25 protein-coding genes are annotated in these 23,737 nt (G+C 49.6%); 23 read left to right on the top strand and 2 right to left on the bottom strand.

What is annotated here, in order from left to right:
* The first annotated feature begins 9 nt into the window (after window positions 1-9).
* From ffh to pgeF, 11 genes are all read left to right on the top strand, one after another.
* Window positions 10-1,377 (top strand): signal recognition particle protein, encoded by a 1,368-nt coding sequence (gene ffh, locus DXB70_RS05895; protein WP_106999920.1) that lies wholly within the window; start codon window positions 10-12, stop codon window positions 1,375-1,377.
* A gap of 81 nt (window positions 1,378-1,458) precedes the next feature.
* Window positions 1,459-1,698 (top strand): 30S ribosomal protein S16, encoded by a 240-nt coding sequence (gene rpsP, locus DXB70_RS05890; protein WP_106999919.1) that lies wholly within the window; start codon window positions 1,459-1,461, stop codon window positions 1,696-1,698.
* 32 nt (window positions 1,699-1,730) lie between these two features.
* Entirely contained in the window at window positions 1,731-1,958 is a 228-nt protein-coding gene (locus DXB70_RS05885) for a KH domain-containing protein (protein WP_022360235.1), read from the top strand.
* Between the two features lie 141 nt (window positions 1,959-2,099).
* A complete protein-coding gene (gene rimM / locus DXB70_RS05880; protein WP_106999918.1) occupies window positions 2,100-2,612 on the top strand; it encodes a ribosome maturation factor RimM in 513 nt (170 codons plus the stop codon).
* Window positions 2,613-2,677: 65 nt separating this feature from the next.
* On the top strand, window positions 2,678-3,436 hold the full coding sequence (trmD, locus tag DXB70_RS05875) for a tRNA (guanosine(37)-N1)-methyltransferase TrmD (RefSeq protein WP_106999917.1): 759 nt from the start codon (window positions 2,678-2,680) through the stop codon (window positions 3,434-3,436).
* A gap of 154 nt (window positions 3,437-3,590) precedes the next feature.
* The gene (rplS, locus tag DXB70_RS05870) at window positions 3,591-3,938 is read left to right on the top strand and encodes a 50S ribosomal protein L19 (protein WP_022360232.1); all 348 of its coding nucleotides are present in this window, start codon (window positions 3,591-3,593) and stop codon (window positions 3,936-3,938) included.
* Window positions 3,939-4,173: 235 nt separating this feature from the next.
* Complete coding sequence (lepB, locus tag DXB70_RS05865; protein WP_118672866.1) at window positions 4,174-4,719, top strand: signal peptidase I; 546 nt, start codon at window positions 4,174-4,176, stop codon at window positions 4,717-4,719.
* A gap of 24 nt (window positions 4,720-4,743) precedes the next feature.
* Complete coding sequence (gene ylqF, locus DXB70_RS05860; protein ID WP_118523359.1) at window positions 4,744-5,619, top strand: ribosome biogenesis GTPase YlqF; 876 nt, start codon at window positions 4,744-4,746, stop codon at window positions 5,617-5,619.
* 6 nt (window positions 5,620-5,625) lie between these two features.
* Window positions 5,626-6,297 carry a ribonuclease HII gene (locus tag DXB70_RS05855; RefSeq protein WP_118672865.1) on the top strand — a complete coding sequence of 224 codons (672 nt, stop codon included), beginning with the start codon at window positions 5,626-5,628 and terminating at the stop codon, window positions 6,295-6,297.
* A 15-nt stretch (window positions 6,298-6,312) separates the two neighbouring features.
* Complete coding sequence (locus tag DXB70_RS05850; RefSeq protein WP_022358771.1) at window positions 6,313-6,699, top strand: YraN family protein; 387 nt, start codon at window positions 6,313-6,315, stop codon at window positions 6,697-6,699.
* 70 nt (window positions 6,700-6,769) lie between these two features.
* Window positions 6,770-7,660: a peptidoglycan editing factor PgeF gene (gene pgeF, locus DXB70_RS05845; protein ID WP_118672864.1), complete on the top strand. Its 891-nt coding sequence runs from the start codon at window positions 6,770-6,772 to the stop codon at window positions 7,658-7,660.
* Window positions 7,661-7,815: 155 nt separating this feature from the next.
* On the opposite strand, the gene DXB70_RS05840 is transcribed toward pgeF, so the two are convergent.
* Window positions 7,816-8,025 carry an alpha/beta-type small acid-soluble spore protein gene (locus tag DXB70_RS05840; RefSeq protein ID WP_022358773.1) on the bottom strand — a complete coding sequence of 70 codons (210 nt, stop codon included), beginning with the start codon at window positions 8,023-8,025 and terminating at the stop codon, window positions 7,816-7,818.
* Window positions 8,026-8,339: 314 nt separating this feature from the next.
* Here DXB70_RS05840 and rsmD point away from each other — a divergent pair, with 314 nt between their 5' ends.
* From rsmD to DXB70_RS05825, 3 genes are read left to right on the top strand one after another with little or no spacing between them, the layout of a single operon-like run.
* Window positions 8,340-8,894 carry a 16S rRNA (guanine(966)-N(2))-methyltransferase RsmD gene (rsmD, locus tag DXB70_RS05835; RefSeq protein ID WP_118672863.1) on the top strand — a complete coding sequence of 185 codons (555 nt, stop codon included), beginning with the start codon at window positions 8,340-8,342 and terminating at the stop codon, window positions 8,892-8,894.
* A gap of 20 nt (window positions 8,895-8,914) precedes the next feature.
* Window positions 8,915-9,418, top strand: coding sequence for a pantetheine-phosphate adenylyltransferase (coaD, locus tag DXB70_RS05830; protein WP_022358775.1), 504 nt, complete (start codon window positions 8,915-8,917; stop codon window positions 9,416-9,418).
* Window positions 9,419-9,429: 11 nt separating this feature from the next.
* Window positions 9,430-10,047, top strand: a complete 618-nt coding sequence (locus DXB70_RS05825; protein ID WP_022358776.1) for a hypothetical protein — start codon at window positions 9,430-9,432, stop codon at window positions 10,045-10,047.
* On the opposite strand, the gene DXB70_RS05820 is transcribed toward DXB70_RS05825, so the two are convergent.
* Complete coding sequence (locus DXB70_RS05820) at window positions 10,013-11,011, bottom strand: nucleoside recognition protein (RefSeq protein WP_243099909.1); 999 nt, start codon at window positions 11,009-11,011, stop codon at window positions 10,013-10,015. The two genes, DXB70_RS05825 and DXB70_RS05820, sit on opposite strands and share 35 nt — an antisense overlap.
* A 198-nt stretch (window positions 11,012-11,209) precedes the next feature.
* Between DXB70_RS05820 and DXB70_RS05815 the strand changes: the two genes are divergently transcribed.
* The 9 genes from DXB70_RS05815 (at window position 11,210) to DXB70_RS05775 (ending at window position 23,720) form a co-directional block, all read left to right on the top strand.
* Window positions 11,210-12,736, top strand: a complete 1,527-nt coding sequence (locus tag DXB70_RS05815; protein WP_118672862.1) for an RsmB/NOP family class I SAM-dependent RNA methyltransferase — start codon at window positions 11,210-11,212, stop codon at window positions 12,734-12,736.
* Window positions 12,736-14,205, top strand: a complete 1,470-nt coding sequence (locus DXB70_RS14625) for a pseudouridine synthase (protein ID WP_118672861.1) — start codon at window positions 12,736-12,738, stop codon at window positions 14,203-14,205. Before DXB70_RS05815 ends, DXB70_RS14625 begins: the two co-directional genes overlap by 1 nt.
* Window position 14,206: 1 nt before the next feature.
* The gene (locus tag DXB70_RS05805; RefSeq protein ID WP_118672860.1) at window positions 14,207-16,249 is read left to right on the top strand and encodes a YgiQ family radical SAM protein; all 2,043 of its coding nucleotides are present in this window, start codon (window positions 14,207-14,209) and stop codon (window positions 16,247-16,249) included.
* Window positions 16,250-16,316: 67 nt separating this feature from the next.
* The gene (locus tag DXB70_RS05800; RefSeq protein ID WP_106999908.1) at window positions 16,317-17,081 is read left to right on the top strand and encodes an SDR family NAD(P)-dependent oxidoreductase; all 765 of its coding nucleotides are present in this window, start codon (window positions 16,317-16,319) and stop codon (window positions 17,079-17,081) included.
* A 57-nt stretch (window positions 17,082-17,138) separates the two neighbouring features.
* Window positions 17,139-17,708 carry an O-linked GlcNAc transferase-like protein gene (locus DXB70_RS05795; RefSeq protein WP_118672859.1) on the top strand — a complete coding sequence of 190 codons (570 nt, stop codon included), beginning with the start codon at window positions 17,139-17,141 and terminating at the stop codon, window positions 17,706-17,708.
* 18 nt (window positions 17,709-17,726) lie between these two features.
* A complete protein-coding gene (locus tag DXB70_RS05790; RefSeq protein ID WP_118523354.1) occupies window positions 17,727-18,725 on the top strand; it encodes an RluA family pseudouridine synthase in 999 nt (332 codons plus the stop codon).
* A gap of 48 nt (window positions 18,726-18,773) precedes the next feature.
* The gene (locus tag DXB70_RS05785) at window positions 18,774-19,319 is read left to right on the top strand and encodes a Holliday junction resolvase RecU (protein ID WP_022358599.1); all 546 of its coding nucleotides are present in this window, start codon (window positions 18,774-18,776) and stop codon (window positions 19,317-19,319) included.
* Window positions 19,316-20,635, top strand: a complete 1,320-nt coding sequence (gene pepT / locus DXB70_RS05780; protein WP_118672858.1) for a peptidase T — start codon at window positions 19,316-19,318, stop codon at window positions 20,633-20,635. Before DXB70_RS05785 ends, pepT begins: the two co-directional genes overlap by 4 nt.
* A 379-nt stretch (window positions 20,636-21,014) precedes the next feature.
* A complete protein-coding gene (locus DXB70_RS05775; protein ID WP_182448420.1) occupies window positions 21,015-23,720 on the top strand; it encodes a VWA domain-containing protein in 2,706 nt (901 codons plus the stop codon).
* The last annotated feature ends 17 nt before the right edge of the window (window positions 23,721-23,737 follow it).

Here is a 23,737-nt window from a genome sequence, read left to right as displayed (position 1 = left end):
AGGTTTTTGATGGCATTTGAAAGCTTGGCAGACAAACTGCAGAATGTGTTTAAAAACCTGACAGGCAAGGGACGACTCAGCGAGAGCGACGTAAAAGCCGGACTCAAAGAAGTCAAGATGGCCCTTCTGGAAGCGGATGTAAGCTTCAAGGTAGTAAAACAGTTTATCAATTCTGTACAGGAGCGGGCGATTGGAACCGATGTTTTAAATGGTCTGAATCCAGGACAGATGGTAATAAAGATTGTCAACGACGAGCTGGTCAAGCTGATGGGCTCCGAAATGACAGAGATTGCGTTAAAACCGGGCAATGAGATTACCGTCATCATGATGGCAGGTCTCCAGGGTGCTGGTAAGACGACCACGACGGCAAAGATTGCCGGAAAGCTCAAGGCAAAGGGAAAAAATCCATTGCTGGTAGCATGTGATGTCTACCGACCGGCGGCAATCGAACAGCTGCAGAAAAATGGTGAAAAACAGGGTGTTCCCGTATTTGCGATGGGAACGAACCACAAACCGGTCAATATCGCAAAGGCAGCGCTTGAGCACGCGGCGAAAAATGGCAACAATGTGGTTATCATCGATACAGCCGGTCGTCTCCACATCGATGAAGCGATGATGGATGAGCTGGTTGAGATCAAAGAGAATGTGGATGTTTATCAGACACTTCTCGTTGTAGATGCCATGACTGGTCAGGATGCAGTCAATGTAGCGAGCATGTTTAACGACAAAATCGGCATTGACGGTGTGGTTCTGACAAAGATGGATGGCGATACGCGAGGCGGTGCGGCTCTTTCTATCAAGGCGGTAACCGGAAAACCGATTCTCTATGTCGGTATGGGCGAGAAACTTTCCGATTTGGAACAGTTTTACCCGGACCGTATGGCTTCCCGGATCTTGGGCATGGGCGATGTTCTTTCCATCATCGACAAAGCATCTGCTGTGATCGACGAGGAGAAGGCAAAAGAACTCGGCCGCAAGATTAAGAAGGCAGAATTTGATTACAACGACTTCCTCGATCAGATGAACCAGATCAAGAAGATGGGCGGCATGGCGAGCATCATGAGCATGATGCCGGGTATGGGACAGCTTAAAGGTCTGGATTTAGATGAAAATGAGAAGACGATGGGACGCGTGGAGGCGATCATCCTTTCGATGACAGCCGAAGAGCGGCGCAACCCGGATCTGATGAATCCGTCCCGCAAGAAACGAATCGCACAGGGCGCAGGCGTGGACATCGCAGAAGTCAACCGCCTGGTAAAACAGTTCGGAGATATGAAAAAGCTGATGAAACAGCTTCCGGGTATGGCAGGCGGCGGAAAACGCAAGGGTCTTGGCGGACTCGGCGGTATGCTTGGAAAGATGAAGCTGCCGTTTTAAACAAGTGTTAGTAGATGCAGTGTGCATTAGCTATATTTTATAATTTAAGGAAATAAGGAAAATTTCAGGAGGTAATTTAAAATGGTAAAGATGAGATTAAGAAGAATGGGTCAGAAGAAAGCTCCTTTCTATAGAATCGTTGTTGCAGATTCCAGATCCCCGAGAGATGGCAGATTCATCGAGGAGATCGGTATCTATGATCCGAACACAGAGCCGAGCACTCTGAAATTCGACGAGGAAGCTGCTAAGAAATGGTTAGCAACAGGCGCTCAGCCGACAGAGACTGTTGGTAAACTCTTAAAGATCGCTGGTATCCAGTAAATCAAGCATACTGACCTGTGAGGTGCAAAGGTATGAAAGAATTAGTAGAAGTTATCGCGAAAGCACTGGTTGAGAACCCGGACGAGGTAGTGGTTACAGAATCGGTCAAAGACGATGAGACTGTAATCGAGCTTTCCGTTGCACCGGCCGATATGGGTAAGGTAATTGGAAAACAGGGTCGTATCGCGAAAGCGATTCGCTCGGTTGTCAAGGCGGCTTCATCCAAGGAAGACAAGAAAGTTATTGTAGAGATTCAGTAATACAGACGAAGCTGAAAAGCCGGCTGCCTGAAAGGGTGTCCGGCTTTTTTATATCACAGGAAATTCAAGAGGATGCCAACGCAACCGCACCCCGGCGCGGGAATGCAAGGCACGTTCTATTTCATACAGGAGGATTATAGAATGGTTGATTATCTGAGAGTTGGTGTAATTACATCCCCGCATGGCCTGCGCGGAGATGTGAAAGTATTTCCTACCACCGATGATGTGAATCGTTTTAAAAAATTAAAAAAAGCGTATATCGACACTGGAAAAGAAAAAATGCCGGTGACCGTGGAACAGGTGCGTTTTTTCAAAAATATGGTCATTCTTAAATTTAAAGAGATGAATCGGATTGAGGACTGCGAGCCGTTTCGTAATAAGGATATTCTGATCACCCGCGATCAGGCGGTGAAACTGAATCCAGATGAGAATTTCATTGCCGATCTGATTGGTCTGAAAGTGCTGACGGACGAGGGCGAGGAGTTCGGTACGGTGAAAGATATCCTTCAGACAGCGGCTAACGACGTGTACGTGATCGAAGGACCTGAGGGCAAAGAATACCTTTTCCCATCCATCAAGGAATGCATCCTGAATGTGGATCTGGAGGCTGGCACTGTAACGGTTCATATCATGGACGGTCTGCTGGATCTGTAAATGGAATGAAAATCCTAAAATGAAAGTACCGTTGTGAAAGTGCTGTATAAATATAGGAGAAACGGATGAATTTTCATATTCTGACCCTGTTTCCGGAGATGGTAATGGGGGGACTGAACACAAGTATTACGGGGCGTGCGATTGACAAAGGGCTGATCTCGGTCGAGGCGATCAATATCCGCGATTACTCGAAGGACAAACACCACCATGTAGACGATGCGCCCTATGGCGGCGGCGCCGGTATGGTGATGCAGCCGGAACCGATTTACGATGCATATGAAGCCCTGGCGGCGCGCACCGGAAAACGTCCGCGCGTGATCTATCTGACTCCGCAGGGGCAGGTTTTCAACCAGAAAATCGCAGAAGAACTGGCGAAAGAAGAGGATCTGGTGTTCCTCTGCGGGCATTATGAGGGGATCGATGAGCGCGCGTTAGAGCTGGTTGTGACCGACTATCTCTCGATCGGCGATTATGTCCTGACGGGCGGTGAGCTTCCGGCGATGGTTATGATCGACTGCATTTCCCGTCTGGTGCCTGGTGTGTTAAATAATGACGTATCCGCGGAATTTGAGTCATTTCACGACAATCTGCTGGAATATCCACAGTACACCCGCCCGGTTGTATTTATGGATAAGGCGGTCCCGGACGTACTTCTGACCGGGCATCACAAAAATATCGAGACCTGGCGCCGTCAGAAATCGATCGAACGGACGCTGGAACGCCGCCCGGACCTTTTAAAGGATGCGGTTCTGGATAAGAAAGAGAAGAAATATCTGGAAGAGCTGATTCGTCAGAAAGAGGAAAAAGAAACAAAAAAACTCTAAAAAAGAGAGCAGAAAGTCCTTGCAAATCAAGGATTTCTATGATAAAATCATATTCTGTGAAATAAAGAGATGTTCCGCTGTTACAGGAAGCACGTTTTTACGGGATAAAAGATCGTATTAAGAACATCAAAGATTTTAAAGGAGGTTCACAAAGATGAACGAGATTATTAAGAACATTGAAGCAGCTCAGTTAAAGGAAACCGTTCCGAGTTTCAACGTAGGCGATACAGTACGTGTATCTGCTAAGATCAAAGAGGGAAACCGCGAGAGAATTCAGGTTTTCGAGGGAACTGTTATTAAAAGACAGAACGGCGGCGTTCGCGAGACTTTCACTGTTAGAAAGAGCTCCAACGGTGTTGGTGTAGAGAAGACCTGGCCGTTACATTCTCCGTCTGTAGAGAACGTTGAAGTAGTAAGAAGAGGTAAAGTAAGAAGAGCAAAACTGAACTACCTGAGATCCAGAATCGGCAAGGCAGCGAAGGTAAAAGAGTTAGTAAAATAATTTCTGAAGCGGATGGGGCTGCTGTACAGGTCAGCCTGCTGTGCATCCGGATATGCGGTTATGTGTGTCCGGCGCGGCGGGAGGAGCTGTGCAGCAGCTTTTTTTCGTGTAATAGGAAATTCCTTGTGATTCCCTATTATAAAAAAGAATGTGTCCTGGCACATTCTCGCGCCGAGCGCGGTCGCTTGCGACATGAGCGATGATTCATGGGGAACGGATAGAGAGGGAGTGACATATGGAGCTGAAAGAGGATAAAAACCGCATCCGTCTGGTGGTTGGATGGATCGTGGATATCGCGGTGGTAATTTCGATCGCGTGGTTCGCCGTGTTTGCGATGGGGACACAGATACGGGTGAGTGGTCAATCAATGGAACCGGTGTTGTCGCAGAACGAAAAGGTTCTGATGAACCGCCTGAGTTACCGCGTGATGCGCCCAAAGCGCTATGACATTATCGTATTTGAAAAAGAAACGGGAAATTACAATATAAAACGCGTCATTGGACTGCCAGGTGAGACGGTGCAGATCAAGGACGGTTATATTTACATTAATAATGAAAAATTAGACGCCCCGAACGACTTGGGTAAGGCGGCTCTGGCTGGACTGGCGGAATATCCGATTAGTCTGGATAAAAACGAATATTTTCTGCTGGGTGATAACCGCTCCGGCAGTGAGGACAGCCGCTTTGCCAATGTGGGAAATGTGAAGTTCCGGCAGATCAAAGGAAAAGTCTGGCTGCGGATCCAGCCGGTTAGCCGGTTTGGGTTGATTTCGTCGAGATAGGTTCTAAGAAAGGAAGAAAATTTCATGCAGATACAATGGTACCCTGGACATATGACAAAGGCAAAAAGAGCCATGAAGGAAGATATCAAGCTGATCGATCTGGTGATTGAGCTGGTGGATGCGCGCGTGCCGCTCGGCAGCCGCAACCCGGATATTGATGAGCTTGCGAAGGGAAAGGGACGGATTGTCCTTTTAAATAAGGCGGATCTGGCGGACGACGGCTGTACAGAGCGCTGGATCGCATGGTTTAAGGAGCAGGGCATCCATGCACTCCGCATCAACGCGCGCAGCGGCATGGGAATGAAGCAGATCCAGCCGCTGGTGCAGGAGGCATGCAAGGAGAAAATTGAGCGTGACCGCCGCCGCGGTATCAAAAACCGCCCGGTGCGGACGATGGTAGTCGGCATTCCGAATGTCGGAAAATCGACCTTTATCAATTCCTTTGCCGGAAAAGCCTGCGCCAAGACTGGAAATAAACCGGGTGTTACCAAGGGAAACCAGTGGATCCGCTTAAATAAGACACTGGAACTTCTCGATACGCCGGGAATCCTCTGGCCGAAATTTGAAGATCCGAATGTGGGACTGTGCCTTGCATTTATCGGCTCGATCAACGATGAGATTCTGGATAAGGAAGAGCTGGCAGCCGAGCTGATCAAAAATATGTCCGGACGTTACGGAAAGCGCCTGGAAGAGCGGTATGGTGTGACGCTGGTTGAGAATACGGCTGGGGACGGCAAAGATACAAAAAAAGCCTGGGAAATCCTGCGTGAAATCGCAAGGGCACGTTCCTGTCTTTTAAAGGGCAGCGAGCTGGATACGAAAAAAGCGGCTGGCTTCCTATTAGATGACTTCCGCAGCGGCAAACTGGGGCGCGTGACGCTGGAAGTGCCGGAGGTATAGGAAAACATGAGAAAACTAACAGGAGAAAAACTGGAAGCAGAACTGGCGCGTCTCGAAGGAATGCGCGCCTATGAACATCAGTACGAAAGTGCAGGGATCGTCTGCGGCATTGATGAGGCGGGCAGAGGTCCATTAGCCGGTCCGGTGGTGGCGGCGGTCGCGGTACTTCCAAAAGACTGTACGATTCTGCGGCTGAACGATTCCAAAAAATTGTCGGAAAAATGCCGGGAAGAATTATTTCTGGAAATCAAAGAAAAGGCAGCTGCCTACGGAATTGGAATTGTAAGCCCGGAGGTGATCGATTCCATCAATATTTTGCAGGCGACCTATGAGGCGATGCGTCAGGCAGTCGTACAGCTTCCGCAGGAGCCGGATATCTTTTTAAATGACGCGGTCATCATTCCGGGGATTTCGGAGGAAAAGCAGATTAAGATTATCAAGGGCGATGCAAAAAGTGTCTCGATCGCGGCAGCCAGTATCCTGGCAAAAGTGACGAGGGATCATATGATGATGGAGTACGATAAAATCTATCCGGAATACGGGTTTGCGAAGCATAAAGGATACGGAACCAAGATGCATAACGAGGCAATTTTAACCTATGGTCCATGCCCGATCCACCGGAGAACCTTTTTGAAGAAGCTGCTGGGCGAGGAAGCCGCGATGCAGGGGATGAAATAACAGAAAGGGAGCTGAATGGGAGAAAGAAACGTTCATCTTCATGGAAATTCATTCAACCGCCGTGCCATCGGAACTGAATATGAAACTCTGGCGTGTGAATATCTCACCCGGCACGGCTATCAGATTCTCTGCCGGAATTTCCGCTGTCGCCAGGGTGAAATTGATATTATCGCAAGAGATAGAGACTACCTGGTTTTTATCGAAGTCAAATACCGCCGCGATGAACACGAAGGCGATCCGGCGGAGGCAGTGGATGCCCGCAAGCAGGCGCGGATTCTTCGTACCGCCCGGTATTATATGACGCGTTATCATATTTCCGAGGACACGCCGTGCCGGTTTGATGTGGTGGCGGTGCTTGGCAGTAACGTGAGATTAATTCGGGACGCGTTCTGGTGCGGATAATTACAAATGAAAGAATTCAAAAACTGCACAATCAGATTTGAGCAAGAGACAGAAAAAGGATGTGACAATCATGGCGCTTACCTATATACAAAAAACAGTTCATCCGGCACCAATTACCCTTCATGAGTCAAACGGAGTGGCTTATTTTACCTTTCCGCTCTTAGAGCAGACCAGGATGGTGCGCCACGCATTTTCTACCCGGCTTGGCGGAGCGAGCAAGGGGTATTTCAGTACGATGAACTTTTCGCTGACGCGCGGCGACAACCGGGACGATGTGCTTGAAAATTACCGGAAAATGGCGCGGATTCTGGGAACGGATGTGTCAAAGATGGTGCTCAGCCATCAGACACACACGACGAATATCCGTCTTGTTACGGAAGCGGACGCTGGAAAAGGAATCTGGCGGGAACGCGATTATGAAAACATCGACGGGCTTATCACAAACGTGCCGGGGCTGACGCTGGTTACATTTTTTGCGGACTGTGTACCATTATATTTTGTAGATCCGGTGCATCGTGCGATCGGACTGTCGCATTCCGGCTGGAAGGGAACCGTTCACCGGATGGGACAGAAAACGATCGAGGCGATGGGAGAGGCGTTCGGCACGAAGCCGGAGGATCTGCGCGTCTGCATCGGACCGAGCATCTGCCGGGACTGTTATGAGGTCAGTGAGGATGTGGCAGACGCATTTAAAGAAGAATTTGGAGCAGAAATCAGTCAGGATGATTCAACATCCTGTTATTCCTGGAATGGGAAATCGATTCTCATGAATAAGGGGAATGGCAAGTACCAGCTTGACCTCTGGGGCGCGAACCGCCGGGTGCTCCTGGATGCCGGAATTTTGCCGGAGCATCTGGCTGTGACGAATGTATGTACGAAATGCAATCCGGATCTTTTATATTCACACCGCGTGATGGGAGATAAGAGGGGGAATCTGGCGGCATTTTTATCGCTAAAGTAAGTATACAATCTGTCTGTCAAACAAGTGAATGAATGTTTTGCAGAAAAGAACAGCAGCATGATTGAAAATCGGTCGTTCAAGTCCGGTTTTGACAATCATGCTGCTGCCGTTTTTTTCGCCGTTTCAGCGAAGATTCAGAAGAGCCCTACGATGCCTTATTTACCAGCCATCTTTTTTTCCTGTTCCTCAATCATCTTTTTGACCATATAGCCGCCGACGGAACCAGCCTGTGCGGAGGTCAGGTTACCATTGTAGCCCTCGCTTAACGGAACGCCAATCTCATTGGCAACCTCCATCTTAAAGCGGTTCATCGCTTCCTTGGCTTCCGGTACATTGGTTTTGTTCGTGTTGTTGGAACTAGACATAACAGACGCCTCCTTTTTTGCGTGTGCCCCTTCAAACTTTCGTTTGTCCGGGTGTCTCTTTTTGTTACATTCTCAGTATGCGGATCTTAAAAGTGAAATACACTAGAAGGTTTTGTGCAAATTGACATTTTGGGGCAAAACACCCACAATGTAGGGAAAAAAGTTAGTATTGATCCGATTTTATGCTTGTATATCAGTAAAACTCATACTATAATAGAACAGATGTAGTGTTAAAAAATACGCAAACTGTTTGGTGAATTTTACGGTTGCAGTTCAAAATACATTAATATTTCTAGTAAGATGGAGAAAAATCCATGCGGGTAATAGCAGGAAGTGCCAGAAGGCTTACTTTAAAGACGATCGAGGGAATGGATACGAGACCGACGACGGACCGTATCAAAGAAACTCTTTTTAATATGATTCAGAATGATATCTATGGATGCACATTTCTCGATTTATTCAGCGGAAGCGGGGCGATCGGGATCGAAGCTTTAAGCCGTGGGGCAAAAGAAGCTGTTTTTGTGGAGAAGAATCCGAAAGCGGCGGACTGCATCCGTGACAATCTGAAAGCGGCCCGCCTGGCTGATAAGGCGACGCTGTTAAACTGTGATATTTTGGATGCATTGAAACGGATAGAAAACCGGAAGAGTGCGTTTGATTTCATTTTTATGGATCCTCCGTACAACCATCTCTGGGAGAAAGAAGTGCTTACTTATCTGGCGCATTCGTCCCTGGCAGATGAACATACGATGATCATCACAGAGGCATCGAAAGAGACCGGGTGCAGCTACCTTTCAGAACTGGGATACCATCTCGAAAAAGAGAAGATATATAAGACGAATAAACATCTGTTTATCCGAAAAGCTTGAATACCAAAGGAGAAAAAAAGATGAAAACAGCCATTTATCCGGGCAGCTTTGATCCGGTGACGCTCGGACATTTTGATATTATAAAGCGATCCTCCGAAATTTTTGATCAGGTCATCGTGGGAGTTTTGTGTAATAACGCAAAATCTCCGTTGTTTTCTGTCGAAGAACGTGTTAAGATGTTAGAGGAAGTGACAAAAGACATTCCTAACGTGGAGGTGCAGTCGTTTGACGGACTTCTGGTCGATTTCATGCGCCAGAATCACGCAAAGGTCATCGTGCGTGGTCTGCGTGCGATCACGGATTTCGAATATGAGCTGCAGCTCGCGCAGATGAACCGGGTGATTGCACCCGAAATAGATACCCTGTTTCTGACAACGAACCTTAAATACGCGTATTTAAGTTCCAGTATGGCAAAAGAGGTTGCGATGTACGGCGGAGACATTTCCGAATTTCTTGATCCGGTCATTGCAAAACAAGTACAGGAGAAATACCAGGCGCTTCAGGAAGACAGGGAATGTAAGTAAGGAGAAAAGCTATGAGCAGAATTGAACAGATCATCACAGAAATTGAAGATTATATCGACAGCTGCAAGTTTCAGCCGCTGTCCAACACGAAGATTTTAGTAAATAAAGAAGAGATTGAAGAACTGCTCGTGGAACTGCGTCTTCGCATTCCGGAGGAGATCAAGAAATATCAGAAGATCATCAGCAACCAGGATGCGATTCTGCAGGAGGCACGTTCCCAGGCAGACGCGATGGTAGCCGAGGCGACCGCCCAGACCAATGAGCTGGTTAATGAGCATGAGATCATGCAGCGTGCATATGCAGAAGCAAACAGCATTATTGAGCAGGCAAATGCACAGGCACAGCAGATCGTGGACAACGCTGTCACAGAGGCAAACAATATCCGCCAGGGTTCCGTTCAGTACACGGACGACATGCTCCGCAGCCTGCAGACCATCATCAAGCATTCGATGGAGGGCGCGCAGAGCCGTTTCGAGTCTTACATGAGTTCGATGCAGTCCAGCTACGATGTTGTATCTTCCAACCGCAATGAGCTGGCTGGCAGTGTCGTGACCGAGCCGGAGGAGAACACAGGCGCCGAGGCAGCAGCGGCCGCTACACAGGCGGCATCCGGCGAAGCAGCAGAATAAAGAGAACGAACGAGAGACTGGCGTGAACCAGTTTCCACAGTACATAATGCCGGATGGAAAGTCCGGCATTTTTTTCTCTGTCTTTTCGGCTGTCCCGTATGACTGAATTTGTCTGGGCGATCCCGGATAACCCGCCGAACGCAGCACATGCCGCCATCGCGCCGGATTGAACCGGGATACTGAATATGGCACCAGAACGGGCGATCGCATCGATGCCGGTTGTCATTTCAGCCGTCCCGATCAGAACCAGACGCAGCGTGCCGGAACAGAAGGCGTCGGCAAAGGCAGCGAGGATCGAATACAGCATGATCAAACCGCCGATGCGGACCTGCAGTTCGATGCAGTCCATCAGGATGGTGTCGAAGGAAGCGGGAACGGAGACAGATGTGGATTTTGTGCGGGCAGGCTTGACAGAGCCGGTTTCTTTCGAAAAAAATCGGTTTTGAAGGGTAAAAGAAGTTACTTTATTATAAATGCATAGGAGACTTCCAACCAATAAAAGCGGCGTATATAGTGCCAGAACCAGATAGTTTGACGGAACTGCCGGGTTCAGCCTAGGTGCAGCATATCCGGCGATAAACATGGGGCTTGGCGAAGCGCTGATGGCGGTCAGAAGCCGTTTTTCATGTGCCGAAAGCAGCGATTTCCGGTTAAAATCGGCGGCAGTTTTCATTCCCATCGGGTAACCGCAGAGCAGCCCGGCAAGCAGGGCATAGCCGCTGTAGACAGACATCCCAAGATGTTTCAAAACCGGGTGAAATGGCGCTAGAAGCAGCCGGACGCCACCGTGTTCAGCTAAAAGCTTTGAGAAGAGCATAAAGGGAAATAACGTCGGAAAGACCGTATTGAACCATAAAAGAAGTCCTTTTTGTGCCCCATCCGCAGAGAGACGCGGATGTGAGAGCAGAAGCGCCAGGATAAGTGCTGGGAACAGGGCGGATAATATTTTTTTTATATATGGCATGGGAGCGCCTTTCTATCATTAAAAAGTAATATAAAGATAGATTATATATATGTAGACAGAAAATGGCTCATTCCTTTTGGAAGCCTGAAAACCGGCATACCGAACAAAGAAAGAACGAATGAGCGCGAAGAAAAAGTCTTTAGAATCACGATTATAAATGGATATACAGAGCAATAGACAAAAACAGGAGGAAAACGATTGGATTACCGAGAACTGCCGGAAGAATTTCTTGAAAAAATGAAACAATTTCTGGGGGAGGAATACCCGGAGTATCTGGCTTCGTATGAGGAAGAGCCGCGTTCAGGGCTGCGCGTCAACACGGGCAGGCTGACACCGGAACAGTTTTTAGAGATGGCACAGACGGCGGACTGGAATTTGAAACCAGTGCCGTGGACGAAGAACGGTTTTTATTATCAGGGCGAACGCCCATCCAGGCATCCGTGGTACTACGCGGGACTCTACTATTTGCAGGAACCGAGTGCGATGTCACCGGCGGCATGGCTGCCGATCAAGCCGGGCGACCGGGTTCTGGATTTGTGCGCGGCACCGGGCGGTAAAAGTACGGAACTGGCGGCGAAATTAGCCGGTACAGGTGTCCTGTTTTCCAATGATATCAGCAATTCGCGCGCAAAAGCGCTTCTTAAAAATCTGGAAATGTTCGGAGCGGGAAATATCTGTGTAACGAGCGAGGCACCGGAAAAAATGGCTGGCATCCTGCCGGAGTTTTTTGATAAGATTCTGGTCGATGCGCCGTGCTCCGGCGAAGGTATGTTCCGCCGCGATCCGTCGATGGTAAAGAGCTGGAACGAAAAAGGTCCCGATTATTATGCGCCGCTGCAGCGCCAGATTCTCGACTGTGCCGTGCAGATGCTTGCGCCGGGCGGGAAACTGGTTTATTCGACCTGTACCTTTGACAGGGACGAGGACGAGGGAACGATCGAGTATATTCTGGAGAAATATCCGCAGATGGCGGTCGTGCCGCAGAAACCGGAATATGGCTTTGAGGGAAGCCGTGGCATTGAGGGCTGTCTGAGATTGTTTCCGCACCGTCTGGAGGGCGAAGGACATTTTGTTGCGCTGTTGGAGAAGCGGACGGAGAAACCAGACGCAAATGTCAAGAATTTGGAAAATGCCGGTGAGAAAGCATTGAGCGATCCACTTTTGGTAGAGGAAATAGAAGCGCGGTTGTGCCGTGTGGCGGAAGACGGTAAGTCCAGACAGATGGCTTCCGGAAAAGCGAAAGGGAAAATGTTTGGAAAGGGAAAAAACGTGGCGCAAAACCAGACCGCCGAGGATTTTTCCCCCCTGTTTGAGCTTCTGCGCCAGCTTCCGGTAAGAACCTGGAATCCGGAGCAATTCTACCGTGACGGCGAGCGCATCTATTACCTCCCGGCAGCGCTGGCAGGCGACAATACACGTTATTTTAGGCCGCTCCGCTGTCTGCGTACCGGGCTTCTGCTTGGAGAACTGAAAAAAGGGCGGTTTGAACCATCCCAGGCGCTGGCAATGAACCTGCGGATGCAGGAATTTGTAAATTACTTAAATTTTAATGCCTCAGATGAGCGCACGATCCGTTATTTAAAGGGCGAGACATTGACAGCCGCAGAGGAAGAGGCAGCAGATGGTCTTGTACTAATCTGTGTGGATGGATTTCCGCTTGGCTGGGCGCAGAAACGGGGCGGTCAGCTTAAAAATAAATACAATCCCGGATGGAGGTGGCAGTGATGGGACAGGGTAAAAGTATACGTTTAGACCGTTTCCTGGCAGAGATGAAGCAGGGAACGCGCAGTCAGGTAAAAGAGATGATCCGCAAAGGGCGGGTTCTGGTCGATGGAACCGTCTGCCGCGAGTCTGAGCGGAAAATATTCCCGGACGAAACCCGGGTTACACTGGATGGACAGCCGGTTGGCTGGGCAGACACGGAATATTATATGTTAAATAAACCGCAGGGCGTCGTTTCCGCAACGGAAGACGGGCGCTATCAGACTGTCATTGACCTTATTGATGAAGCAAAGCGAAAAGACCTCTTCCCGGTCGGACGCCTCGATATTGATACGGAAGGACTGCTTCTCATCACAAACGACGGTGCGTTGGCACATGAGCTTCTGGCACCGAAAAAACACGTGGATAAGGTCTATTTTGCACGCGTAAAGGGAACACTGAAAGAAGGAATCGAAGCGCGCTTTCAGGCAGGACTGACGCTGAAGGATGGCACACCGGTACGGCCGGCAGAGCTTGTGATCGAGAAAAAATGGAACGACGCAGGAGAAGACCTCTGCGAGGCGCGCCTGACCATCCATGAAGGAAAATTTCATCAGGTAAAGCGGATGTTTGAGGCAGAGGGCGGCGAAGTCATTTACCTGAAACGCCTTTCGATGGGACCGCTTGCCCTGGATGAGGCACTGGCGACGGGAGAGTACCGGGCGCTGACGGAAGATGAAATTAGAGCGTTAAAAGAAAGAATGCTAACCTCACAAAATTGTGTATCGAATGACGAAAATTTGTCAGACACCCAAAATAACACACCTCCTGAAATCAACTGGAACACAGTAGACGCCGTCCTCTTCGATCTCGACGGCACCCTGGTCGATTCCATGTGGATGTGGAAAGCGATCGATGTGGAATTTTTAAAGCGTTACGGCTATGACTGTCCGGAAGATCTTGAGAAGGTGATCGAGGGCATGAGCTTTTCCGAGACAGCAATCTATTTTAAAGATCGCTTCCAGCTGCCGATGACCCTGGATGAGATCAAGGCCATCTGGATTGAAATGTCGATCGATAAATACCGCCATGAGGTACCGCTTAAATCAGGTGTTGCGGAATTTCTTTCATTTTTAAAGAAAAAAGGAATCCGCATGGGAATTGCAACGAGCAATGCACAGGATATGGTAGCAGCCGTGCTGGATTCTCTGGATATCCGTTCCTATTTCGGTGTGGTGGCAACTGCCTGTGAGGTGGCAGCAGGAAAACCGGCGCCGGATATCTATCTGAAAGTAGCGGCGGATCTGGGCGTACAGCCGGAAAAATGTCTGGTATTTGAGGACGTCCCGGCGGGGATTCTGGCTGGAAAACGGGCTGGTATGCGCGTTGGCGCGGTCGAGGACGTATTTTCACTTTCCATGACCGAAGAAAAGAAAGAATTAGCTGATTTTTATATCCGGGACTACCGGGAACTGATACAGGGGGCAAGATAAAATGATACATGATTTTTTACCGATCTGCCGGGCGGATATGGACAAGCGCGGCTGGGAGAGCTGCGATTTTGTCTACGTGTGCGGGGATGCGTATGTCGATCATCCGTCATTCGGCCACGCGATCATCAGCCGTATGCTCGAAGCGCACGGCTATAAAGTAGGCATCATCGCCCAGCCGGACTGGAAGAATCAGGAATCCATCCGGATTCTGGGCGAACCGCGTCTCGGATGGCTTGTGAGCGCCGGAAATATGGACTCGATGGTAAACCATTATTCGGTTTCGAAAAAGCGCCGCGCAAAGGATTCCTACACACCGGGCGGCGAGATGGGAAAACGTCCGGATTATGCGACGATCGTCTATTCCAACCTGATCCGCACCTGGTCGAAAAAGCCGATCATCCTCGGCGGTATCGAAGCCAGCCTGCGGCGTCTGGCACATTATGATTACTGGTCCGGAAAAATGAAACGGTCCATTCTGCTGGATTCCCAGGCAGATCTGATTTCCTACGGAATGGGCGAGCGCTCGATCGTGGAGATCGCAGATGCACTGGCCAGCGGCATCGAGGCAAAGGATATCACCTTCATCGAGGGAACTGTTTATAAGGCGGAAAACCTGGATTCTGTTTACGACGAAATCCGTCTGCCGTCTTACCGCGAGGTTTCCTCCGATAAAAAGACGTATGCGGAGAGCTTTTACACCCAGTACAGCAACACCGATCCATTTTCGGGAAAACGCCTCGTTGAGCCGTACAGCGACCGCCTCTATGTGGTCCAGAATCCGGCGGCGAAACCACTGACCCAGGAAGAGATGGACGATGTCTACGCACTTCCATACATGAGAACCTGGCATCCGTGTTACGATGCAGCGGGTGGTATTCCAGCGATCACGGAAGTAAAATTCAGCCTGATCAGCAACCGCGGATGCTTCGGCGGATGCAGCTTCTGTGCGCTGACCTTCCATCAGGGACGCATCGTGCAGACCCGCAGCCATGAATCAATTATTCAGGAAGCAGAACTTTTGACCCAGGACCCAGATTTCAAGGGGTACATCCACGATGTCGGCGGTCCGACCGCAAACTTCCGGCACCCGGCATGCGAAAAACAGATGACCTACGGTGCCTGTCCGCACAAACAGTGCCTGTTCCCGCAGCCGTGCAAAAACATGAATGCCGATCACAGCGACTATATTTCCCTGTTAAAGAAGCTGCGGGCGATTCCGAAGGTAAAAAAAGTTTTCATCCGTTCGGGTATCCGTTTCGATTATCTGCTGGCGGAGAAAAACCGGGCATTCTTGCGGGAGCTTTGTCAGTACCATGTCAGCGGACAGCTCAAGGTAGCGCCGGAACATATATCGGATAATGTATTAAAACGGATGGGAAAACCGGAGAATAAGGTTTACCGCCAGTTCATGAAGGAATATGCAGCGATGAATGACTCGCTGGGAATGAAGCAGTACCTCGTTCCGTACCTGATGTCCTCCCATCCGGGTTCCACGCTCAAGGAGGCAATCGAACTGGCAGAATATCTGCGCGACCTCGGCTACATGCCGGAGCAGGTGCAGGATTTCTATCCGACGCCATCCACACTGTCTACGTGTATGTATTACACGGGATATGATCCGCGCACGATGGAAAAAGTGTACGTGCCGACCAACCCGCATGAGAAAGCGATGCAGCGTGCGCTGATCCAGTACCGCAATCCGAAAAACTATGATCTGGTGCTGGAAGCACTCCGTCTGGCAGGCAGAACGGATCTGATCGGTTTTGATAAGAAATGCCTGATCCGTCCGCGGCAGATCAAAGGACGCGATTTCGCGGCTGGCGGATATAAAGGGGCGCATCATGGCAGCCAGACGGCAAAACCGGCTGCTGCCAATCGTGCAAAAGACGCCAAAAGACCGGCTGTGGGCGGTATGACCGGGCACAAACAGACCGGCGTAAATGAAAATGGACGAAATGCGGGGGGATTTGGCGGCGCTGTAGGTGGAAAGAGCAGCGGAAGCGGAAAGAAAAAAACCATCCGGAACGTGCACAAGAAGAAATAAAACGTATGTACGCTCGGAATGAAGGAACGACTCCGAGCGTACATACTTGAGACGGGAGGAATTTCTCATGAAAATTGCGATAATTACAGGTGCCTCTTCCGGCATGGGGCGCGAGGCAGCCAGACAGCTGGCGGATCGCTTTTCGGGACTTCAGGAAGTCTGGCTGATTGCCCGCCGGATGGACCGGATGCAGGAGCTGGAACGGACGCTGCCGATCCCGGCGCGGTGTTTCGCCATCGATCTGACGGATGCATCCCAGCGGGAGACGCTGGAAAACGAGCTGGCGGCGCGCAAGCCCAACGTAAAGCTTTTGGTAAATGCTTCCGGCTTTGGTAAAATCGGAACGGTTGGGAACCTGCCGCTTGACGATGAAACGGGAATGGTAGAGCTCAACTGCAAGGCGCTGTGCGCGGTCACGCATATGGTGCTTCCCTATATGAGCGAAAACAGCCGGATTCTACAGTTCGCGTCAGCAGCCTCCTTTCTGCCGCAGCCGGGATTTGCCATCTATGCGGCAACCAAGGCATTTGTCTTAAGCTACAGCCGCGCCCTGCGGGAAGAACTCCGCCCGCGCAGAATCGGTGTGACGGCGGTCTGCCCCGGACCGGTCAAAACCGAGTTTTTCGACATTGCCGAGACAACCGGGGAGATTCCTCTTTATAAGCGTCTGGTGATGGCAGATCCGCACAAAGTTGTAAAACTTGCCATCCGCGACTGTATGGCGGGAAAAAGCGTGTCAGTTTACGGCGTATGGATGAAGGCATTCTTTGTGCTCTGCAAGGTAGTGCCGCATGAATGGATTCTGCGCGCGATGCAGGCGTTAAACCATTAAATCAGACAAAAAGCTAGTATCATTCAATAAAAACATGATAGAAAGGATTTTTACACCGTGAAAAAGATAAAAAAAGGCGATTATGGCTACCGCAATCATTTCAAGCGGAAACAGCTTTTTATCATCGCACTTCTGGCGTTATTTATCATCGCACAGCTGGTTGGGCGGTCTTTTACAGACAATGATTCCGTCAAAAAAATTCTGACGGTCATGGCGATCGTCACGGTACTTCCGGCGGCGAATCTCGCTTCCCCGCTGATTGCCATTTTCAAATACCATACGCCGGAGCAGGCGTTTCATGCGGCTTATATGCCGTATGAGGAAAAATTTGAAGTTCTCTATGATCTGGTTCTGACGACACCGGAAGATGTGATTCCGTCCGATGTGACCGTCGTTCACCCGACCGGCATCTATGTGTACTGCATTAATCCAAAGCTGAATGTAAAGCGCGCGGAGGCAGGTTTAAATGAACTGTTAAAGGCTAACAAACTGGATCCGAACCTGAAAATCGTGACTTCCCGCAGCACCTTTGACAAGCGGATTCACAGCCTGAAACCGGCGTCAGAGTATGAGGACGATGGAACTGTAGAGTACGGTGTGCGCGTAATAAAAGGATTATCGATGTAAAAAAGGGAGGCGGCAGCCATGCGGATGCTGACAGTATCTAAAAATGAGGCGGGGCAGCGCCTGGACAAGCTGCTGGCAAAATATCTGAATCTGGCGGGAAAAAGCTTCATTTATAAAATGATGCGGAAGAAAAACATTACCCTGAATGGAAAAAAATGCGACGGTTCCGAACATCTGACCGAGGGCGATGAGATCAAGCTGTTTCTGGCAGAGGAGACGATCGAGAAATTTTCGGAAGTGAAGATTCAGAAGGTTCAAAAGAAAAAGCTCGATATCGTCTACGAGGACGAACATATTTTACTGATCAATAAGCCATCTGGAATGCTGTCCCAGAAAGCGAAAGAGACGGATGAATCGTTGGTTGAATACCTGATTGACTATCTGCTGGATTCCGGCAAATTAAAGAAAGAGGACCTGGCGTGCTTCCGTCCGTCCGTCTGCAACCGCCTCGACCGCAACACAAGCGGCATCGTGGCAGCTGGACGTTCCCTGCCGGGACTGCAGATCATGTCCGAGGTCATCAAGGACCGGAGTCTGGGAAAATATTATGTCTGCGTCGTGCGGGGAATCGTAAAAGGCGAAGCCCGCATCGAGGGATGGCTGACGAAAAATGAAAAGACGAATCAGGTGTCGATCCGAAAAGAGGAGACCCCTGGAAGTCTGCCGATCCGGACTGCATACAGACCGCTGGTATCTGGAAATGGATATACCCTTCTGGAGGTTCATCTGATCACCGGACGATCCCACCAGATCCGCGCCCACCTGGCTTCCATCGGACACCCGATCGCCGGGGATCCAAAGTACGGCGATCCCCGGGTCAATGAGGAAGTGAAGAAACGCTTCGGCGTCCGTTCGCAGATGCTTCATGCGTGGCGGCTGGTAATGCCGGAAACGATCTCCGAGCCGCTTTCATATCTGGCGGGCAAAGAATTTACCGCGCCTATGCCAGCGGAGATGAAACAGATGGAAGAGATGATGAAATCAGCTCCAAAACGCCCAGCCAATCATCGCCCGTAAATTTTAAATTGTGCGAAAAATCAAAAAAATAAGTGGAGGAGCAACAACATGGGGACTTGGAACAGCCGGGGACTTCGTGGTTCAACCCTGGAGGATATGATAAACCACACAAACGATCTTTACCGTGAGAAAAAGCTGGCATTGATCCAGAAAATCCCGACGCCGATCACACCCGTCTCGATCGATAAAACCAGCCGCCATATCACGCTGGCGTATTTCGACCAGAAGAGTACCGTCGATTACATCGGCGCGATTCAGGGCGTCCCGGTCTGCTTTGATGCGAAAGAATGCGCGGCAGATACATTTCCACTGCAGAACGTCCATCCGCATCAGGTTGCATTTATGCGGGAATTTGAAGAGCAGGGCGGGATTGCTTTCTTAATTATATATTTTTCACAGAGGGATGAACTTTACTACCTGCCATTTTTCCATCTGGACGCATACTGGGAGCGGATGCAGCAGGGCGGACGAAAGAGTTTTACATATGAGGAAATGGATAAAACGTGGCGCATCAAAAGCCACCGGGATATATTAGTCCATTATCTGGAACCGCTGAGCCGGGATTTAGGAGAAAGAGAGGATGATTTTTCATGACAACAGCCGTAGAACGTTTTTTGAAATATGTATCATATGATACGCAGTCAGACGAGGCATATGACACCTGCCCGAGCACGGAAAAACAGCTTCTGTTAGCCAATGAGCTGAAACGCGAGCTGGAAGAAATGGGTGCATCCGATGTGCGGATGAGCGAGTACGGATACTTATTTGCACGCATTCCGGATAATACAGGCAGTACCTCTGCACCGCAAGAAGCGGAAGCTTCTTTCAGCACTGCGTCTGCTCACGGTGCATCCGGCGTTGGACAGAAAACCACCATCCCGGCACTTGGCTTCATTTCCCACATGGACACCGCGCCGTCCTTAACCGGAACAAACGTAAAGCCGCGCATCGTCCAGGCATATGACGGCAAAGATATCGTATTAAATGCAGAAAAACAAATTGTCATGAAAGTTTCAGAATTTCCGTTTTTAGCCGACTTAAAAGGTCAGGATCTGATCGTAACCGACGGAACCACGCTTCTGGGCGCCGACGACAAAGCGGGAGTGGCAGAGATCATGACGATGGCCGAATATTTCCTGACCCATCCGGAGATTCCGCACGGTGAGATCTGCATCGGGTTTACGCCGGACGAGGAGATCGGACGCGGCGCGGATCGTTTCGATGTGAAAGACTTCGGCGCAGCGGTTGCTTACACGGTAGACGGCGGTCCGATCGGCGAGATCGAATATGAAAATTTCAACGCCGCTTCCGGCAAAGTCCGGATTCAGGGAGCCAGCATCCATCCGGGTGATGCGAAGCTCAAGATGAAAAATGCCATTCTCATCGGCATGGAATTTCAAAGCCTGCTGCCGGTCTTCGAAAATCCGATGTACACAGAAGGTTATGAGGGATTCTATCACCTGGATGAAATGAGCGGAAATGTAGAAGAGGCGCAGTTAAATTATATCATCCGCGATCACGACCATGAAAAATTTGAACAGAAAAAGAAATTTTTCGCCGAAGCCGCCGATTTCCTGAACCGCAAATACGGTAAGGGCACCGTGATCGCCGAAGTAACGGACAGCTACTACAACATGAAAGAAAAAATTGAGCCGTGCATGTACCTGATCGATACCGCCAAAGAGGCGATGACAGCCTGCGGCATCGAGCCGGAGGTCGTTCCGATCCGCGGCGGCACCGACGGCGCCCGCCTCTCCTACATGGGGCTCCCGTGCCCGAATCTCTGCACCGGCGGATATAACTATCATGGAAAATATGAATTTATTCCGGTGGATTCGCTTCAGAAGACGGCGGAGATATTAGTGGAGATTGGAAAGCGGTTTGCAGCCCTGGCTGATTGGAATAAATAGTAGTAGGAGACTCTAACCATTTTTTCTGTTAAATACTGAAAAATGTTGAAGAAACAATCAGTGTGTGATAAGATTATATATAGGAAAAATAAAAAGCATAGCACCTGTCAATGTGCTCCAACACACTGACAGGTGTGATAAGTGTTTTGGCGAACACAGATCACAAGGAAGCTACCCTACTACGCTCGTAGTCTATTATAATGCAAGCAAGGCATTTAGGCAAGACAAAAAACGGGCTGTGGTTTATTTGCTGTACATTTAGGCAAGGTGTGACGTGATGCGCGGGACACCTTGCTTTTTGTATATCCGACAGGGGAAGAGCTGGAAGTTGATCAGGACTCCCAGCTCTTTTTCTACTTGTTTTACGGAGGACAAAGGGATGGACGAGCAGCAGATTACGGGATTATTAAGGCGATTTTACGCGGGAGACCAGAAGGCTTTGGAAGAGCTTTACCGGTTGACCGGTAAATTCGCCTTTTTTCATGCCCGGACGATGGTCCGGCAGGACGAAGAAGCATGGAAATTTGTTGAGACATTTTATACGGATTTATATAAAGCACAGGCAATACCCACATCGGAAGAAAAGGTTGATGGATGGCTTGCCAGCTGGATTCTGAAAGAAGGACAAAAGCTTCTGGCAGCCAGACAGGGAACGGTATCTTCGGTTCATGCAGGCAATGCCCCGACCCTTCCGGAGGAAGATAAAAGCGCGATCCTCGATGACAGCCTGATCCCGGTATTGGCGGAAGCATTGAATCAGCTGCCGCCGCTCCAGAAGACGGCAGTCTGGGGCTTCTATATGGACGGATTGTCATTTGATGAACTGGCAGACTGTTTTGGATGCCAGAGCCAGACTGTCGAGACACGGCTTTATTATGCACAAAAGGGACTTCTGACGCGGCTTAGAAGCAGTGTTCCAGAACAGACATTTCCGGAAATCCTAAATACAGCGACGATTCAGCGGGGGCTTCTGGCACTCTATGAAAATACGGAATATCCGGAATACATCAGCACCCTTGCCCTGGCAGAGATAGAAAAGAAGCTCGGTTTTATTTCGGACGAGGAACAGATGGAACATCTCAGTCAAGATAGCGAAGATACAGACGGCGACTATGAGGACGAGGAAGACTATGACAGAGAATCAAGAAATCTTCCCCACAGACGGAGAAAATCCTCATCCTTTAAAAAGAAAATCTGGGCGGCAGCCGCAGCTGTCCTCGTCCTGGCGGGGGCGGGCGGCGGATTTGCCTGGTATCAGCATCATACAACCATTGTCCGCCAGCAGAAAGAACTGGCAAGTCTGGTGGAAGCCAGCGGCGGACTCTATGGATGGCTGTCCGAACAAAAAGCCGTCCTTCAGGAATGCCCGCTGACGGAGGAAGAAAAAGAAAAACTGAATGCATTTCTGGATCAGGGAAAACAGATGCAGGAATCCGACTATAAGGGACAGATCGCATTTATCCAGCAGATGGCAGATTTTGAGGCAGCCGTCAAGACCCGGCTGGACAGCGAAGAGACATCAAAACTGGAAGAGCTGACCGCACAGGATCCGGGCTATGCGACGGATGAACAGCTTTCCCAGATGTCGCAGTATTCAGAACAGGCGAAAGAATTGATTCAGAATGGAAAATACAAACAATTCGAAGCTCTTGCAGCTGAGTGGAAGGAATACGCCGCACAGGCAGCTGCAAAGAAAACGGGATTGGATGTATCTGTCGTTCAGTACGATTTTTCGGAATTTCCAAAGATCCGCCTGTATCTGGATGTCCGCGATTCAGGCAGCGGGGAAAGTGTTAAAAATCTGGCTCCGAATATGTTCTATGTATCGGAGCGCGATGCAGCCACCGGCGATTTCCTGCGCCGTTCCGTGGAGAAAGCCGTTCTGATGAACGAGAACGAAGGCTTAAACATGGATCTTCTCGCGGACACCAGCGGAAGTATGCAGAATGGAAATATGGAAGCAGCGAAGGATGTCATGCATCACTTCATCGACACCGTACAGTTTGGCGCAGGCGACCGCGTCAAACTGACGCCGTTTAACAGTGATATCGATAAAACAGGCTATTTCACCTCCGATGCCGGACAGTTAAATTCTGAGATCAGCAGCTACGTGGCAGACGGAGGAACGAAGCTCTATGATGCGATCATCTATGGCGTACAGGATGTTTCCGGTCAGGAAGGTGCGAAATGCGTCATTGCATTTACCGACGGAATAGATGAACACAGCTACAATACGGCACAGGATGTCGTAAACGTCGTATCGAGATACCGGATTCCGGTCTTCATCGTGCGAATCGGTGATACATCCACCTCCGGCGCAGACGCAGAACTCCGCCAGATTGCCGAGGCATCCGGCGGAAGCTTTAAAAACATGGCGCAGTTCAATGCAGATATGAACGCATTTTACAGCCAGATTTACCGTCAGATCAAAGAGTACTACGTCGTAGAGTACGAAGTGGACGACGCAAAAACGATTCTTGACACCCGGGATGTCTCCGTCTATGTACAGGACGGCAGCAAGGGCGGCGAAAGCGAGATGAACATTAAAGCAGGCGATGAATTTTTCGAGTCGCTGCTCGGAAGTTATCTGAGAAGCTATATCACAGATATGAACAATCATCACTATGAGCAGCTCGAACAATATGTAGACAATACAGTAGCAGCCGACAACACATGGTCAATCCAGTGGCAGATGAAGAAACAGGTAACCGGCGGATTTTCCAACGTAGCCGAAGAGACGCTGATGGACTATGAGGTAACCAGTGTGACAGTGGAAGATGAAAATACGATTCATTTAAAAGCAAACGAAAACTATGACGTAGTTTACGATGAGGTGCTGGGAGATCTTAGAAAGAGCCAGCGGACGATGGCAGCCGATATCATCAGCTACCTGAATGCACGTGGCTATTCCAATCTGGACGATTCCACCACCGTGCGAGCATGGGCGAAAGTCAACCAGAAGCCGGAGTATATCCTTCGAAAAGGAAGCGATGGGAAGTGGAAGTTTTCGGAGTATGCCGGAAGTCTGACGCTGGATGAAAAACGGCAGTTGTATAGTGCTGAGATAACGGGAAGTACGTGGTAGGAGGCAGAAAATAAAAG

The organism is Clostridium sp. OM05-5BH (genome assembly GCF_003481505.1).
GTDB lineage: Bacteria > Bacillota > Clostridia > Lachnospirales > Lachnospiraceae > Otoolea > Otoolea fessa.
Note: the sequence above shows the minus strand (reverse complement) of the source record. Positions and strands in the feature narration are given on the sequence as shown.

What these genes read in the sequence shown, in the direction of transcription:
- DXB70_RS05800 (WP_106999908.1), top strand. Translation starts at nt 16,317, where the DNA reads ATGAAAATTGCGATAATTACAGGTGCCTCTTCCGGCATGGGGCGCGAG.
- DXB70_RS05885 (WP_022360235.1), top strand. Translation starts at nt 1,731, where the DNA reads ATGAAAGAATTAGTAGAAGTTATCGCGAAAGCACTGGTTGAGAACCCG.
- DXB70_RS05840 (WP_022358773.1), bottom strand. Translation starts at nt 8,025, where the DNA reads ATGTCTAGTTCCAACAACACGAACAAAACCAATGTACCGGAAGCCAAG.
- DXB70_RS14625 (WP_118672861.1), top strand. Translation starts at nt 12,736, where the DNA reads ATGGGACAGGGTAAAAGTATACGTTTAGACCGTTTCCTGGCAGAGATG.
- DXB70_RS05820 (WP_243099909.1), bottom strand. Translation starts at nt 11,011, where the DNA reads ATGCCATATATAAAAAAAATATTATCCGCCCTGTTCCCAGCACTTATC.
- DXB70_RS05785 (WP_022358599.1), top strand. Translation starts at nt 18,774, where the DNA reads ATGGGGACTTGGAACAGCCGGGGACTTCGTGGTTCAACCCTGGAGGAT.
- rsmD (WP_118672863.1), top strand. Translation starts at nt 8,340, where the DNA reads ATGCGGGTAATAGCAGGAAGTGCCAGAAGGCTTACTTTAAAGACGATC.
- trmD (WP_106999917.1), top strand. Translation starts at nt 2,678, where the DNA reads ATGAATTTTCATATTCTGACCCTGTTTCCGGAGATGGTAATGGGGGGA.
- ylqF (WP_118523359.1), top strand. Translation starts at nt 4,744, where the DNA reads ATGCAGATACAATGGTACCCTGGACATATGACAAAGGCAAAAAGAGCC.
- DXB70_RS05825 (WP_022358776.1), top strand. Translation starts at nt 9,430, where the DNA reads ATGAGCAGAATTGAACAGATCATCACAGAAATTGAAGATTATATCGAC.
- DXB70_RS05790 (WP_118523354.1), top strand. Translation starts at nt 17,727, where the DNA reads ATGCGGATGCTGACAGTATCTAAAAATGAGGCGGGGCAGCGCCTGGAC.
- pepT (WP_118672858.1), top strand. Translation starts at nt 19,316, where the DNA reads ATGACAACAGCCGTAGAACGTTTTTTGAAATATGTATCATATGATACG.
- lepB (WP_118672866.1), top strand. Translation starts at nt 4,174, where the DNA reads ATGGAGCTGAAAGAGGATAAAAACCGCATCCGTCTGGTGGTTGGATGG.
- DXB70_RS05775 (WP_182448420.1), top strand. Translation starts at nt 21,015, where the DNA reads ATGGACGAGCAGCAGATTACGGGATTATTAAGGCGATTTTACGCGGGA.
- rplS (WP_022360232.1), top strand. Translation starts at nt 3,591, where the DNA reads ATGAACGAGATTATTAAGAACATTGAAGCAGCTCAGTTAAAGGAAACC.
- DXB70_RS05850 (WP_022358771.1), top strand. Translation starts at nt 6,313, where the DNA reads ATGGGAGAAAGAAACGTTCATCTTCATGGAAATTCATTCAACCGCCGT.
- rpsP (WP_106999919.1), top strand. Translation starts at nt 1,459, where the DNA reads ATGGTAAAGATGAGATTAAGAAGAATGGGTCAGAAGAAAGCTCCTTTC.
- coaD (WP_022358775.1), top strand. Translation starts at nt 8,915, where the DNA reads ATGAAAACAGCCATTTATCCGGGCAGCTTTGATCCGGTGACGCTCGGA.
- pgeF (WP_118672864.1), top strand. Translation starts at nt 6,770, where the DNA reads ATGGCGCTTACCTATATACAAAAAACAGTTCATCCGGCACCAATTACC.
- ffh (WP_106999920.1), top strand. Translation starts at nt 10, where the DNA reads ATGGCATTTGAAAGCTTGGCAGACAAACTGCAGAATGTGTTTAAAAAC.
- DXB70_RS05805 (WP_118672860.1), top strand. Translation starts at nt 14,207, where the DNA reads ATGATACATGATTTTTTACCGATCTGCCGGGCGGATATGGACAAGCGC.
- DXB70_RS05855 (WP_118672865.1), top strand. Translation starts at nt 5,626, where the DNA reads ATGAGAAAACTAACAGGAGAAAAACTGGAAGCAGAACTGGCGCGTCTC.
- rimM (WP_106999918.1), top strand. Translation starts at nt 2,100, where the DNA reads ATGGTTGATTATCTGAGAGTTGGTGTAATTACATCCCCGCATGGCCTG.